9 protein-coding genes are annotated in these 14,534 nt (G+C 62.9%); 5 read left to right on the plus strand and 4 right to left on the minus strand.

Translation table 11 applies throughout. The features are described 5' to 3' along the window. The first annotated feature begins 4 nt into the window (after positions 1-4). Together U5A82_RS02360 and U5A82_RS02365 are read left to right on the plus strand one after the other, a co-directional pair. Positions 5-820: a transglutaminase-like domain-containing protein gene (locus U5A82_RS02360; protein ID WP_326288351.1), complete on the plus strand. Its 816-nt coding sequence runs from the start codon at positions 5-7 to the stop codon at positions 818-820. After that, on the plus strand, positions 813-2,837 hold the full coding sequence (locus U5A82_RS02365; RefSeq protein ID WP_326288353.1) for a M3 family metallopeptidase: 2,025 nt from the start codon (positions 813-815) through the stop codon (positions 2,835-2,837). The genes U5A82_RS02360 and U5A82_RS02365 overlap by 8 nt, the downstream gene beginning before the upstream one ends. 59 nt (positions 2,838-2,896) lie before the next feature. On the opposite strand, the gene U5A82_RS02370 is transcribed toward U5A82_RS02365, so the two are convergent. The 4 genes from U5A82_RS02370 to U5A82_RS02385 form a co-directional block, all read right to left on the minus strand. Then, positions 2,897-5,914 (minus strand): TonB-dependent receptor domain-containing protein, encoded by a 3,018-nt coding sequence (locus U5A82_RS02370; RefSeq protein WP_326288356.1) that lies wholly within the window; start codon positions 5,912-5,914, stop codon positions 2,897-2,899. 77 nt (positions 5,915-5,991) lie between these two features. After that, on the minus strand, positions 5,992-7,518 hold the full coding sequence (locus U5A82_RS02375; RefSeq protein WP_326288358.1) for an FGGY family carbohydrate kinase: 1,527 nt from the start codon (positions 7,516-7,518) through the stop codon (positions 5,992-5,994). After that, the gene (locus tag U5A82_RS02380) at positions 7,518-8,474 is read right to left on the minus strand and encodes a transketolase family protein (RefSeq protein ID WP_326288360.1); all 957 of its coding nucleotides are present in this window, start codon (positions 8,472-8,474) and stop codon (positions 7,518-7,520) included. The genes U5A82_RS02375 and U5A82_RS02380 overlap by 1 nt, the downstream gene beginning before the upstream one ends. After that, positions 8,471-9,349 (minus strand): transketolase, encoded by an 879-nt coding sequence (locus U5A82_RS02385; protein ID WP_326288361.1) that lies wholly within the window; start codon positions 9,347-9,349, stop codon positions 8,471-8,473. Before U5A82_RS02385 ends, U5A82_RS02380 begins: the two co-directional genes overlap by 4 nt. 211 nt (positions 9,350-9,560) lie before the next feature. Here U5A82_RS02385 and U5A82_RS02390 point away from each other — a divergent pair, with 211 nt between their 5' ends. The 3 genes from U5A82_RS02390 (at position 9,561) to U5A82_RS02400 (ending at position 14,516) form a co-directional block, all read left to right on the plus strand. Continuing rightward, positions 9,561-10,346 (plus strand): DeoR/GlpR family DNA-binding transcription regulator, encoded by a 786-nt coding sequence (locus U5A82_RS02390; RefSeq protein WP_326288363.1) that lies wholly within the window; start codon positions 9,561-9,563, stop codon positions 10,344-10,346. A 68-nt stretch (positions 10,347-10,414) separates the two neighbouring features. Further along, positions 10,415-11,395 carry a sugar phosphate isomerase/epimerase family protein gene (locus U5A82_RS02395; protein WP_326288365.1) on the plus strand — a complete coding sequence of 327 codons (981 nt, stop codon included), beginning with the start codon at positions 10,415-10,417 and terminating at the stop codon, positions 11,393-11,395. Between the two features lie 10 nt (positions 11,396-11,405). After that, entirely contained in the window at positions 11,406-14,516 is a 3,111-nt protein-coding gene (locus U5A82_RS02400) for an alpha-L-rhamnosidase (RefSeq protein ID WP_326288367.1), read from the plus strand. Positions 14,517-14,534: the final 18 nt, after the last annotated feature.

Consider the following 14,534-nt stretch of genomic DNA (forward strand, 5'->3'; position numbering starts at 1 on the left):
GTGCATGCTGATCCGTTGCGGATATGACATACGGTTCGAGACCGATAGCCGGACCGCCATGATGGCGATGCTGAGCCTGCATCCGTCGCGACATCATGATTTGCAGACGCCCCAGCGACTGATGGCCAGCCCCGACATCCCACTCTATCATTTCGAAGACGGCTTCGGGAATGTCGCGACCCGCCTGACCATTCCAGTCGGCGGCGTTACGCTGTCATGCGATTTCGTGATCGAGGATAGCGGCCTGGCCGATGCGCGCGCGCCCGACGCGCCGCAGACGGCGGTGGAGGATCTGCCCGATGCTGTGATGCCTTTCCTACTGGGCAGCCGTTATTGCGAGACGGATCGGCTGATGGACGTGGCATGGGCCAATTTCGCGCATCATGGCACGGCACGGGCGCGGGTAGATGCCATCGTGGATTTCGTCCACAACCATATCGAGTTCGGCTATCACCACGCCCGGTCGGACAAGACGGCCTGGAACGGCTATCAGGAACGACAAGGTGTGTGCCGTGATTTCGCCCATCTCGCCATCACCCTGTGCCGGTGCATGAACATACCCGCGCGATATTGCACCGGCTATCTGGGCGATATCGGCATCCCGCCGGTGGATGCGCCGATGGATTTCAGCGCGTGGTTCGACGTCTATATCGACGGCGAATGGTACACCTATGATGCGCGCCACAATAAGCCCAGGATCGGCCGCATCCTGATGGCGCGCGGGCGCGATGCGACCGATGTCGCCTTGACCACGGCCTTCGGCCCGGCGAATTTGGTGCGGTTCGAAGTGCATACCGACGAGGTTCCATCCATTGACTGATCGTAACACCAATCCATTGCTGCAACCCTGGGATGGGCCGCTGGGCGCACCGCCCTTCGCGCAGGTGCGAGAAGACGATTTCTTGCCTGCGTTCGAAACGGCGATCGTGTGGCATCAGCAGGAAATTGCAGCGATCACGGCGGAGGGCGCCTCCCCGACCTTTGACAATGTGATCGCCGCGCTTGAACGGTCCGGCGAGGCGCTGGCGCGGGTGCGTCGCCTGTTCTGGACTTTGTCGTCCGCGCAGTCGACGCCCGGCATCCGTGCGATAGAGGGCGATGTGTCCGCGATGCTAAGCGCCCATGGGACGGCGATCAGCCATGACAGCGCGCTGGCCGTGCGGGTGGCGGCGGTACATGCCGACCGGCACGATGCCGGACTGACGCCCGATCAGATCCGGTTGGTGGAAAGCAGCCATGCCGGATTTCGGCGCGGTGGGGCGGAACTGAACCCCGAGCAGAAAGCGCGCTTCGCGGCCATCGATGCGAGGCTGGCGGCATTGTCGGTAGCGTTCGGCCATCATGTGTTGGCCGCGACGGCGGACTGGGTGCTGGATATCGGCGCGGACGATCTGGCAGGCCTGCCGCCGGCTTTGTGCGACGCCGCTGCCGGGCGCGCGGCGGCCAAAGGAAAGACAGGCCGCTATCATGTAACGCTGGATCGCAGCGATTATGAGAGCTTCCTGACCTTCTCGACGCGGCGTGATCTGCGCGAGGCGCTTTGGCGGGCCTTTACCGACCGCTGCGACGATGGTCCGCACGACAATTGGCCGATCATCGCGGAGACGCTGGCACTGCGGCAGGAGCGGGCGGCTTTGCTGGGCTATGCCGACCATGCTCATTATGCGTTGGAAGACAGCATGGCGCACGATCCTGCCGCCGCTGCCAATCTGCTCGCGCGCCTGTGGGAGCCGGGCAAACGCCGGGCCTCAGAGGAAGCCACGGAGTTGCAGGCACTGATCGACGCGGAAGGCGGCGGCTTCGCGCTCGCGCCATGGGATTGGCGCTTCTATGCGGAAAAGGTGCGTCGCGCCCGCTATGCGCTGGATGGCGCGGCGGTGGCGCAGCATCTGCGGCTGGACGCGGTGCGGCAGGCAGCGTTCGACACGGCGACAAAGCTCTATGGTTTGGTCTTCACGCGGCGTGACGACATTGCGGGCTATCATCCCGATGTCCGGGCATGGGAAGTGACGGACGCACAGGGTGGGCCGGTTGGCCTGTTGTTCACCGATTATCTGGCGCGGCCGGAAAAGCATGGCGGCGCGTGGATGGGCAGCCTGCGTGTGCAGGAGGCGATGGACGGGGACGTGCGACCCGTCGTTTATCTGGTCGCCAATTTCGCCGCCGCGCCGCCGCCCGATACGGCTGCCACGCATCTGTCGATCGACGAAGCGCGCACGCTGTTCCATGAATTCGGGCATGCGTTGCACGGCCTGCTGTCGCACGTGACCTATCCCAGCCAATCGGGCACGGCGGTCGCGCGGGACTTTGTCGAATTTCCCAGTAAATTCATGGAAAACTGGATCGTCAGTCGCGAGGTGCTGTCGGGCTTTGGCGTGCCCGATAGTCTGATCGATGCCATTCGGAACGCGGACGCCTATGGTCAGGGTTTCGCCACGGTGGAACTGATCAGTTGCGCGCTGGTCGATCTGGCACTGCATCGCGCGGCGGCGGCGGGTGCCGATCCGCAGGTCTTTGTCGAAGCCGAACTGGAGCGGCTGGGCATGCCGCCCGAGATCGGGTTGCGCCACCGTTTCCCCTATTTCACACATATTTTCGACGGCGGCTATGCCAGCGCCTATTACAGCTATGCCTGGTCCGAGGCGCTGGACGCTGACGCTTTCGAGGCGTTCGTGGCAAGCGGGGATATTTTCGATTCCGCGCTGGCTGCGCGTTTCCGCACGGAGATATTAGCGCCAGGCGACAGTCGCGATCCGATGGAATCCTTCCAGGCCTTTCTGGGCCGCGCGCCCGATCCCGGTGCGCTCATGCGGGCACGGCATCTCGCCGACGTCTGATCTTATATGATCCGAAAGAGGGTCGGGCGGCGTTATCGGCGCCGCCCGACCTATAAGGTTCAGAGCTTGACGCGCACGCCGGTGTAGAAGCGGCGGCCCAGCACGTCATAGGTGCCATTGACGTTGCCAGGCAGCCCGCCCCAGACGGGCGGACGCTTTACGTCGAACATATTCTTCGCGCCGATGTAAAATTCGAAGTTCGCGATCGATGTGAAGCGAATCTGCATGTCGGTATAGATTTTCGGTTTGATGCGGAAATATTTGGAATCCGGCACCGATCCATCGGCCAGGCGATAGAGCGTCTGGAAATTCTCATAATCCAGAACCTGCGGCCCCATATATTCATTGTTGATCGTGATGCCGAACGCATCATTGGCCCAGTTGACGCCGACATTCACCGAATCCTTGGGCGTACCCAGTTCGCCCTTGGTATTGTCATAGGCGTCGCCGGTCAGCGCCCGGAACCCGTTCTTGAGCAGATGGGTCCATGCCGCCGAGACGTTGGCGCGGCCGCCCAGCATTTCGTGGCTATAGTTCAACGTGAAATCCAGCCCGCGCGAGAAAGAGCCGCCGCTGTTGATAAGGCCGCGCACGACCTGTTCGACCGAACCCAGGCTATAGGCGCCCGAAGCAACGGTGCGCCGGGTGACGAACTGACAGAAGTCCGACAGGCCTTCGCGATAGCATTTGTTGAGCACGGTCGCCGCAGGTACGCGGCTGATGGCGTCTTCCAGCTTGATATCGAAATAGTCGGCGGTGAAGGTCAGGTTGCGCAGCGCTGAGATCGACTTCGGGTTGATGACCAGGCCCAGTGTCAACGTCTTTCCGGTTTCTTCCCGAATGCCGGGATTGGCGGCCGTCACCCCGCCCACGCCGGACAGATCGGCCTGGGTCAGGACGAACGACCCGTTTTGCTGGATGTTGCCGAGGATGCCTGGCACTGCACGACAATTGTCGGCGATCGCCCCCGGCGTCGTCAGGGTGATGCCCTGGCACGGATCGGTAATGGTGACGATACCCGCCGCAGGCGCCGCGAAGAGTTCGCCGATATTGGGCGCACGCACCGCATGGGCGTAAACGGCGCGGAACCGGATATCCTCGACCGGCGCCCATTCCACGCCGGCGTTCCAGGCATAGAAAGTGCCCACGGTCGAATAATCCGACATGCGCGCCGCACCGCGCAGCGACAGGCTGTGGAAGAAGGGCGTGTCCGACAGGATCGGCACGACCAGTTCGCCATAGGCTTCCTTGACGTCGAAGCTGCCCGCCGTATCGGTCAACTGGACATAGCCATTGCGCGCCGCATTGGTCAGCGGATCGAAGATGTCGCGGCTTTCTTCCTTGCGATATTCGCCGCCCACGGCGACCTGTACGGGGCCGCCCGGCAGAGTGAAGAGCGTTCCGGTCAGGTTAGCGGCCAGAACATGCATCGTTTGTTTGGAATCGCGTTGCAGGCTGACCTTGAGATAGTCGACCATCTGCTGTGTCAGCTTGCCCTCACCATAGACGTTGACCGGTACGCAACCGCGTGCCCGTGCGTCGGCATTGGCGCACACCGCATCGGTCGTGCTGCCGTCGCGGTCGAAGTCGTAGACATCGGTGATGACCTGCAACCCGTCCGCCAGGTTGTAGAGGTTGGCGAGGCCCGACATCGACTGCTTCTGCTTGGTAAAGCCATATTGATAATAGGCGTCGAACTTCCAGTTGCTGCTCAAATCCACGGTCGTGCCCAGCACGGCGCGGAAATTGTCGCGCTCGGTCGGGATGGTGCGCGTGCCCGGCGCAAAGGCCGTGGTGCGCAGAAGAAAGCTCAGATCCTTCAGGCCATCGCCGGTGCGATCGGTCGCGGCGTTCAGGACAGCCTGCGGTACGAAGGGATTGTTGACCAGCACGGTCGCGCCATTGCCGCCCGGCACCAGAACGCGGGACTGTATGGGATAGAAACCGTTGGTCCCGGTGAAAGCACCCAGCGCGCCGTCGGTGCGCATCGGCGATGCTTCCATTCGCCCCTGGGTCACGACATTGGAGTAGGTGACCTCGGTAAAGACATTGACGCTGTCGCTGACGTCGAAATTGAAGCGTCCGGCAAAGGTGAAGCGTTCGGACGGCGAGGCCAGCAGGCCCCATTCCGCACGGTTGAAGCCGTCGGTCGCCGCATTATAGGCGCGGAAGCTGCCATCGGGCAGGATGACCCGGTTCGTCTGCGACCCGATGACGAAGATGCCGCCCGGGCCGACGTTGGAAGGATTGTAGAAACGCGTGAAGATATTCTGCGCGGCGGTCAGGTTTGCGTCGTTATTGCCTGCGGCGCGCTGAATGGTGCCGAGGCTGGTATAGTCGAAGCGCGAAAAGTCGCGACCGCGCGCATCCACCGGGCCTTCGTTGACATAGCCACCATAGATCATGAAATTGCCGCGACCGTCGGCGAAATTATGGCCATAGGTCGCGTTGAGCGCGATCTGGCGATCATCGCCGCGCTCCGAAATGCCGCCCTGGGCATTGAGTTGCAGACCCTCGAACTTCTTCTTGTAGATGAAGTTGACGACGCCGGCGACGGCATCGGACCCATAGACGGCGGATGCGCCGCCGGTCAGCACGTCGACCCGATCGACGAAGGGCGTGGGAATCATCGACAGATCGACCTGCGCCGTGCCGGGCACGCCGGCGACCGAACGCCGCCCGTCGATCAGCACCAAGGTGCGATCCGCACCCAGGTTACGCAGATTGACGGTGGCGAGGCCGGGATTGGTGGTGTTGCCGGTCGTGGTCCGGCTGAAACCGGGAAGGCCGATCGCCGGATTCTGCTGCAAGGCGTCCTGGACGTTGACGATGCCGTTATTTTCCAGCGTTTCGGATGTCAGCACCTGAAGCGGACTGGGCGAAGTCAGGGCGGGCGATGCGATACGGCTGCCGGTGACGACGATGTCCGCTGCGCTGGCACTGCTGCCGTCCTGTGCTTCCTGCGGCGCGATTTGCGCGTAGGCCGGTGTCGCAAGCAAAGCGACTATGCCCGAACCACCTAGCCAGATGGCGCGCAGCGCCTGGCTACGTTGACGGCTGATAGCATGAATTGTCATGGTCAATCCCCTCCTTTGTAATGATAAACCGCTGATTTCTTTATCTTGGCGGCAGTCCGTCTTGGCAGATCAGGTCATCACCCCGCCTTGGCTTCCCTGAATGTCGGCATCTCTTGATCGGCTGGTGTCGTCTTCGCCACACGCACTGCGCTGGCCAAAGCGGTCCGCCATTGCGCCTTGATCCGCTGTCGCTCTTCCCTCGACATGGCCGGCATGAAGCGGTCGGTCTGCGTGCCGTGCAGGCGTGGCGTCGCCAGGCCGATCGCTTCGGCGGCAAGGTGTGCGACGCCCAGGGCGCTGGCCTCGGCGACATGCGGGCGCAGGACCGGGCGATCGGTGAGGTCGGCGAGCAACTGCATCAACAGCGCATTGCGCGTTGCGCCGCCATCTACCGCAATCTGCGGCATGTCCAAGGCAAGGTCCGCCTCCATCGCGGCGACGACATCGGCGATCTGGAGGGCGATCGCCTCCAGCGTGGCGCGGGCGATATGCGCGGGCCTGGTGCCAAGCGACAGGCCGGAAATCGCGCCCCGCGCTTCGCTGCACCAGTGCGGCGCGCCCAGCCCGACCAGTGCAGGCAGAAAGACGACGCCGCCATTGTCGGGAACGCTGGCGGCCAGCGTGGTGAGAGCGTCCTCGTCCGCCAAGCCCAACAGATTGGAAGCGAAGGCGGCCGCCTGACCGGAAATGGAGATATTGCCTTCCAGCGCATATTGGGCGGCGCCGCCCCGATGCCAGGCGATCGTGCTGGAAAGGCCATGGGCGGACCGAACGGCTTCGGGCGTGGCCGTCATGATCGAACTGCCGGTGCCGATCGTCACCTTCGTCGCACCCGCTTGCGTCGCACCGTGGTGGAACAGTGCGGCATGGCTGTCGCCCAACATGGCGTGGATGGGCGTATCGGCGGCGAGCGGCGTCAGACCGGCGGCGACGGTGCCGAAGCGGCTGTCCGATCCGCGCACATGCGGGAGAAGGTTCATCGGCACGTCGAACAGGGCGGCGAGCGCAGGATCCCAGCACAGCGTGTCGATATTGAACAACTGCGTGCGGGACGCATTGCTATAGTCGGTGGCGTGCACCGCACCATTGGTCAGTTTCCACAACAGCCAGTTGTCGATCGTACCGCACCGCAATTCGCCCCGCGCCGCACGTGTGCGGGCATCGGGCAGATTGTCGAGCAGCCAGCCAATCTTTGCCGCAGGGAAAAGCGGATCAATGCCGAGGCCGCTGCGCGCGATGATATTATCCTCATGCCCTCCATCGCGCAGCGCAGCGCAGCGCGCTTCCGATCGGCGGCATTGCCAGAGGATCGCGGGCGCCAGTGGCTCCCCGGTGCGAGCATCCCACAGCAGGATCGTTTCCCGCTGGTTGGACAACGCCAGTGCGGCGATTTCTGCCGTCGGTTCGGCCGCGACGAGTTCCGCGATCAACGCCGTCACCGCATCCCAGATGTCGGTCGCCGACTGTTCGGCCCAGCCCGGATGGGGATGCGCGATCTGCATGGCGCGTGATGCGGACCGAACGATCTCGCCCGCCGGGGAGACGAGCAGGGCCTTGGTATTGGTCGTGCCCTGATCGATCGCCAGGATGACCGGGCTGCGCATCAGCGTGCCTTAACCTTGAGCAGATCACGCGCGGCAGCAGCGATGCCATCGGCACTAAGGCCGAAGCGATCCATCAGCCATGCGGCCGATCCGGTCGGCAGGAAACCCGGGAAGCCGATCATGCGCATTGGCACCGGCCTGTTGATCGCGCAATATTCCGCCACGGCTCCGCCCAGCCCGCCATGGGCCAGCCCCTCCTCCGCCGTGATGATGGCGCCGGTTTCGGCGGCTTGCGCCAACATGTCGGTATCGATCGGAGACACGGTCGCCATGTTGATGACACGGGCGGAAATGCCATCCGCAGCCAAGGCTTGCGCGGCCGCGAGGGCGCGATGAACCAGTGTGCCGTTGGCGATGATCGCGATGTCGTTTCCTGCCCTCAGTTGCTCCGCCTTACCGATCCGGAAGTGCGCATGGTCGCGGGCCAGTTCCGGGACCGGCATGCGGCTGATGCGGATATAGACCGGGCCGTCATAGGCGGCGGCCGCCTTGATCGCTTCGGCCGTTTCCCATGGGTCGGCGGGCACGATGACGGTCAGGCGATCGATGGCGCGCAGCCAGGCAATATCCTCGATACTATGATGGGTCGCGCCCAGTTCGCCATAGGCGACACCGCTGGAAATGCCGCACAGTTTCACATTGGCGTGGCTATAGGCGCAATCCGCTTTGATCTGTTCGAGCGCACGGGCACTGAGGAAACAGGATGCTCCGCTGACGAAGGGAATCTTGCCGCCATTGGCCAGACCTGCACCGACGCCGACCATATTCTGTTCGGCGATACCGACATTGACCAGCCGTTCGGGGAAGCGATCCCGGAATTTGCCGAGTTTGGAAGACCCCACCGAATCATTGACGACGGCGACGATGCGATCGTCGGCCATCGCCAGTTCCTCGACAGCGCGGACATAAGCGTCGCGGCAATCGAACAGGCCAGCGGGTGCGGCAGCGGCGCTCATGCGACGATCTCCGCTTCCAGTTCGGCAAGGGCCTGCGCATATTGATCCGCATTGGGCACGCCATGATGCCATCCGGCCTGATTTTCCATGAAGCTGACGCCATGCCCCTTTTGCGTATTGGCGATGATGCAGAGCGGCTTCGAACGAGGCAGGCAGGCTGCGTCGAACGCCGACAATAATGCGGCATGGTCGTGCCCGTCCACCTCCGCCACCTCCCACCCGAAAGCCCGCCATTTATCGGCCAGCGGCTCCAGGGCATTGGTGTCCTCGGTCCCCGCGCCCTGTTGCAGCCGGTTGCGATCGACGATGACCGTCAGTTGCCCAAGCCCCCGGTGGCCAGCGAACATCGCCGCCTCCCACATCGATCCTTCCTGCAATTCTCCATCGCCGGTCAACGCGAAGACGCGATAGTCGGCCTTGTCGATCTGCGCCGCGACGGCGATGCCGACCGCGACCGGCAGGCCATGGCCCAACGGCCCGGTGTTGGTTTCAACGCCCGGCAGATAGGTGCGGTTGGGATGGCCGTTCAGCCGCGATTCCGGCTTCAGATAGGTGTCCAGCTCCGCTTCGGGAAAGTAGCCGGCCGCGGCTAGCGCACTATAGAGCGCGCCGGTGCAATGCCCCTTGCTCATCACGAAGCGATCGCGACCCGGCGCCGCTGGTTCCGACGGATCAAAGCGCAAAATATCGAAATAAAGCGTAGCGATGATGTCCGTGGCCGAAAGATCGCCACCCGGATGCCCCTGCCCCGCGTCGACGATCATCTTGAGCAGGCGGCGGCGCATCCAGTTCGCACGCTCCCGCACATGATCGGCGCGCGCTTGGGGGCTTTGAACGCCCTTTTCCCCAGCCGCGTGAACGGACATCATTGTCATCTGGCAAACTCTCCCTGCGGTGGTTCGTACCGATATGTAAAAAAATACGCAAGCTTTTAACTTTCGTTTTCTTTCGTTTCAGCAAATTTTGCTAGAAATTGACAAGCGTCGAGAAACTGGATTAGTGGTGCACAAAGGCCGCAAGCGTGCGGCGGTGTTGGGAGAGTATCGTGTCTGAACCGTCCCTTTCCATGATCTGGAGAATAGGGCGATGAAGGATAGCGCGCAAACCCGGCTTCTCGGCGAGACGCGTCGGCTCAAGATATTGGAATGGTTGCAGGAAGAAGGCAGCGCGCGGGTTCGCACGCTGGCCGAGGCCTTCGGCGTGTCGGAAGTCACTGTCCGCCAAGATTTGGAGAAACTGGAGGCCGAGGGCCATATCGAGCGCGAACATGGTGGCGCGTTCCTGAAATCCGTGCCGCAACAGGTGCGATCCATGGCATTGCAGCATCAAAGCCATCTGGATGCAAAGGACCGTATCGGTCGCGCCGCCGCCGCGCTGGTCGGCAATGGCGAGACGGTCATATTGGACAGCGGGTCGACCACCACGGCCGTCGCCACGCATCTGCTGGGTCGGCGTGACCTGACGGTCATCACCAATGCGCTCAACATCGCGCTGATGCTGGGTGCGGAGCCGGGGTTCGAAGTCCATATGACCGGCGGCCATTTCAAGGCGCCGACATTGTCGCTGTCGGGCGAAAGGTCGGCGGACTATTTCAAGGGCCTTTACGTCCAGCGCCTGTTCCTGGCGACGGCGGCGATCGATATCGATAATGGCCTGACCTATCCCGCCTTGTCGGACATCGCCGTCAAGCGCGCGATGATCGGCGCGGCGGATCAGGTCTGCCTGGTCGCAGACAGCAGCAAGATCGGCCAGCGGTCCTTTTCATCGCTGGGGGGGCTGGACCTGGTTCATGTCCTCATCACCGACGACGGCATCCGCGATCAGGACCGCAAGGCCATCGAAGCTATCGGCGTGAAAATCATCATCGCCTGACCCCGATCAGGGGCGGGCATCGGCGCCGATCGGCGTGACAGCGACAATCATAAGATGAGGAGCAGGCTATGAGCACGCAAAAATATGGCGCCGGGATCTGGCATTTCGCCACCTATGTGGATCGCTACGCCACCGACGGCTACGGCCCGCCACGGTCATTGATCGAGATGATCGACCTGGCCGGGCAGGTTCAGGATCTGACGGTGGTCGATATCAACTATCCCTTCGTCGATCCCAGCCTGTCGCTGGATACGGTGGGCGACGCGTTGAAGCGTAACGGCCTGTCCGTGATCGGTATCACCCCTGAAATCTACACGCGACAGTTCGCCAAAGGCGCTTTCACCAATCCCGATCCCGGCGTCCGCCGCCTGGCGAACGAGATGGTCAACGACGCGGCCAATGTGGTGCGCCATTTCGGCGCCGACTATGTGAAGCTGTGGCCGGGGCAGGATGGCTGGGACTATCCCTTCCAGTGCGACCACCGCAAATTGTGGCAGATGAGCATGGACGGCGTCGGCGAACTGGCGAGCCAGAATCCGGACCTCAAGTTCGTCATCGAGTATAAGCCGCGCGAACCGCGCAATCATATGAGCTATGACAGCGTGGCGCGCACGTTGCTGGGTATCGAGAAGATCGGCCTGCCCAATGTCGGCATCCTGCTCGATTTCGGCCATTCGCTCTATGGCGGGGAATCCCCTGCGGATGCGGCGCAGTTGGCGATCGATCATGGCCGCCTGTTCGGGATGGACGTGAACGACAATTTCCGCAGCTGGGACGATGACATGATCGCCGGATCCGTGCATCCGATCGAGCTGTTCGAATTCTTCTACACACTGCGCAAGAATAAATGGGATGGGGTCTGGCAACTGGATCAATTCCCTTTCCGCGAAGACAGCGTGGAAGCCGCCAATGCCGCCATCAGCTTCCTCAAGGTCATCGAGCGCGCACTCGACAAGCTGGATTTCGAGGCGATGCAGGCGGCGCAGGATCGGCAGGATGCGGTCGCCGCGATGAAGCTGGCCCGCGACGCCCTCTTCACATCCTATTGAAAGCCACAGCATGACCACCCCCAATGCCTTGCATGTCCTGGATCTGCGCGCGGATTATCTGGTCGAACCTTTGGGGATGGAGGTTCGGCATCCGCGCCTGTCCTGGCGTCTGGAAAGCGAGGGCCGGGGCGTCATGCAAGCGAGCTATCGCATTCGGGCGAGCGCCGACGCCGATGGCGAAACGCTGCTGTGGGACAGCGGCGTTGTGGACAGCGACGCCTGTTTCGACATCACCTATGGCGCCCCCCCGCTCCAGTCGATGCAGCGCATCTGGTGGGATGTCGAGATTAGCGACAATCGGGGTCGGCGGGCACGATCGGAACGCAGCTGGTTCGAAGGCGGGTTGATCGCTCCGGAGGATTGGCGGGCAAGCTGGATCGAGGCGGAGGACGAGGGGGCGGCCGCCGATCGCGCGGCGGGGCTGCAATGGATATGGAGCGCCGATCCGCTCGATCCGCGGCTCCATGGCTTTCGGCTGGATTTCGATGCGCCCGCCGACCTGATCGACGCGGAGATACTGATCGCCGCGAAGGACAATCTGCTGGGCGTCTGGTTGAACGGCGAACCCGCCGCGCTTCCCGATCTTGTCTATTGGGGGACGCTGCTGCCGACTGAGGGGCAGGTAAGGCCCGGGCGTAACAGCCTCTGCCTGCTGGCGTCGGCGGACACCAGCGGCTTCTTTCCCGTCGATGGCGGGGCTATGGCCGCCCTGATCCGGCTAAATCGCGGCAATGGTGACATTGAGAGGCTGGTGAGCGGGCCGCAATGGCGGGTGAAGACCGATCCGCCAGAAGACTGGACCACCGCAGACTATGACGCTGCCGATTGGGACGCTGCCCAGGCATCGGGTTCGCACGCGCAGGGCGACCCACGCCCCAAGGAACCGGCGATCCGGTTGCGCACCGAATTCGATGCGCGCGGTCCCGTGGTGGAGGCGCGTCTTTATGCTACGGCGCTGGGGACGTATGCAGCGCGGATCAACGGGCAGCCGGTATCGAACCATGTGCTGGCGCCAGAAATCAGTGTCGCCAAGAGCCATATCCTCTACCAATGCCATGATGTGACGCCGCTGCTGCAGGAAGGCCTCAATGCGCTGGCCTTCACCGTGGCGGATGGCTTTTATGCTGGCGCTTTTGGTTGGCGCATGGAGCGCTATGGATTCGGGCCTGCGCCGCGCCGGTTGCTGGCGCAGTTGCGCATCGATTATGCCGACGGATCGAGCGACTGGGTCAAGACCGGGAGCGACTGGCGGATCGGCGGTAGTCCGATCCTGGAGTCCGACATCTATGGCGGCGAGACATATGATGCGCGGCAGGAACAGCCCGGCTGGGATCTGCCCGGTTTCGACGACAGCGCGTGGCGGACAGTCCGTATCGGTGCGACGCCACCGGCGCAGTTGATCGCCCAGACAGCGCCGCCGCTGCGCGCGACCCGCACCATGCGCGCTTTGTCGGTCACCGAACCTGCGCCTGGCCGCTTCGTGTTCGATTTCGGCCAGAATATGCCGGGATGGGTGAAGCTATATGCCAAGGGGCAAGCGGGACGCTGCATCACCCTGCGCTTTGCCGAACTGCTCAATCCCGATGGTACGGCCGACCAGTCCAACCTGCGCAGGGCCGCATGCACCGATCATGTCATTCTGCGCGGCGACGCGGCAGGCGAGACGTTCGCGCCGCAATTTACCTATCATGGGTTTCGCTATGTCGAGGTGGAGGGGTATCCTGGTACACCCACGCTGGACGATATCGAGGGCATCGTCGTCCATAGCGACTGCCGCGAAACCGGCACGATGGACTTCGCCTCGCCCCTCCTCCAGCGCATCTGGGACAATGCGCTATGGAGCCAGCGGTCCAATTTCTTTGCCGTTCCCACCGACTGTCCCCAGCGCGACGAGCGTATGGGGTGGATGGGGGATATTCAGGTTTTCCTGGACGCCGCCGCGTTCAACATGGAGGTCGATCCCTTCATCCGTCGCTTCCTGCTGGAAGCGCGGGCAGCGCAGCGGCCCGACGGCGCCTATCCCATCGTCGTACCGCAACCTCTTTCCTTCCCCGATGTCGTGACGGCGGGATGGAGCGAGGCGGGCATCATCCTGCCCCATGGGTTGTGGCAGCGCTATGGCGATACCGCCGTCATCGATGAAAATTGGGATGCGATGGAAGGATGGATGGCGTTCGTCGCGCGGGACAATCCCGATCATATCTGGCGGAATGACCGGGGGCTGGACCTGGGCGATTGGTTGTCCGTCGATGCGATCCAGCCCGATGACGAAACGACGCCGCGCATCCTGTGTGCGACCGCCTATTGGGCCTATAGCGCGCAGTTGATGGCCGACATGGCGCGCGCGACGGGCCGTGACGGAGACGCCGCGCGGTACGAGGCGCTACGCGCGGAGATTGGGAAAGCCTTTGCCGCCGAACTCATCGACGGTGATGGGAAAGCGGGCAATGGCAGCCAGTGCAGCCAGGTGCTGGCTCTCTATATGGGTCTGGTGCCGCAAGGCCAGCGGGCGGCGGCAGCGCACCTGTTGGCGCAGGATATCCGCGATCGCGGCATGACATTGTCGACCGGGTTCCTGGGCACGCCCTATCTGCTCGACGTGCTGGCGAAGGCAGGCGCATGGGAAGAGGTCGTTGGGCTTCTGCTCCAGACCGCCTATCCGTCCTGGGGCTACATGCCCAGCGTCGGCGCGACCACGGTGTGGGAGCGCTGGAACGGGGATGTCGGCGATCTGTCGATGAACAGCTATAATCACTATGCATTCGGCGCGGTGGTCGGCTTCTTTTATCGCCGCCTCGCGGGCATTGCGCCTGCCGCGCCGGGATTTAGGCGGGTCGATATCAAACCCCTGTGGTTTAAGGAGGCGGGCGATGTGTCGGCGCGGTATGAAGCGATCACGGGCCTTATCGCGACGAAGGTCGAAGGCGATGCGGCAGGTCTATCCAGCCTGACCGTCACCATCCCGGCCAATTGCACGGCGTTGGTCGAGCTGCCCGCTGGACAGTGGACCGAAGCAGGGCACAGAGTGGAAGGCCATCCTGACTTCAGCGTATCGCGACCGCATGCGGATATCGTGCATATCGAAATAGGGTCGGGCGACTATCATTTTATCCGTGCCTGACCTGATTTGAGGTCCAGA

The organism is Sphingobium sp. CR2-8, assembly GCF_035818615.1.
In the GTDB taxonomy this organism is placed as follows: Bacteria; Pseudomonadota; Alphaproteobacteria; order Sphingomonadales; family Sphingomonadaceae; genus Sphingobium.

Bases quoted from the DNA above. Each gene is read 5' to 3' on its own strand.
- U5A82_RS02390 (WP_326288363.1), top strand. From the start codon at position 9,561: ATGAAGGATAGCGCGCAAACCCGGCTTCTCGGCGAGACGCGTCGGCTC.
- U5A82_RS02360 (WP_326288351.1), top strand. From the start codon at position 5: ATGCTGATCCGTTGCGGATATGACATACGGTTCGAGACCGATAGCCGG.
- U5A82_RS02400 (WP_326288367.1), top strand. From the start codon at position 11,406: ATGACCACCCCCAATGCCTTGCATGTCCTGGATCTGCGCGCGGATTAT.
- U5A82_RS02395 (WP_326288365.1), top strand. From the start codon at position 10,415: ATGAGCACGCAAAAATATGGCGCCGGGATCTGGCATTTCGCCACCTAT.
- U5A82_RS02385 (WP_326288361.1), bottom strand. From the start codon at position 9,349: ATGACAATGATGTCCGTTCACGCGGCTGGGGAAAAGGGCGTTCAAAGC.
- U5A82_RS02375 (WP_326288358.1), bottom strand. From the start codon at position 7,518: ATGCGCAGCCCGGTCATCCTGGCGATCGATCAGGGCACGACCAATACC.
- U5A82_RS02370 (WP_326288356.1), bottom strand. From the start codon at position 5,914: ATGACAATTCATGCTATCAGCCGTCAACGTAGCCAGGCGCTGCGCGCC.
- U5A82_RS02380 (WP_326288360.1), bottom strand. From the start codon at position 8,474: ATGAGCGCCGCTGCCGCACCCGCTGGCCTGTTCGATTGCCGCGACGCT.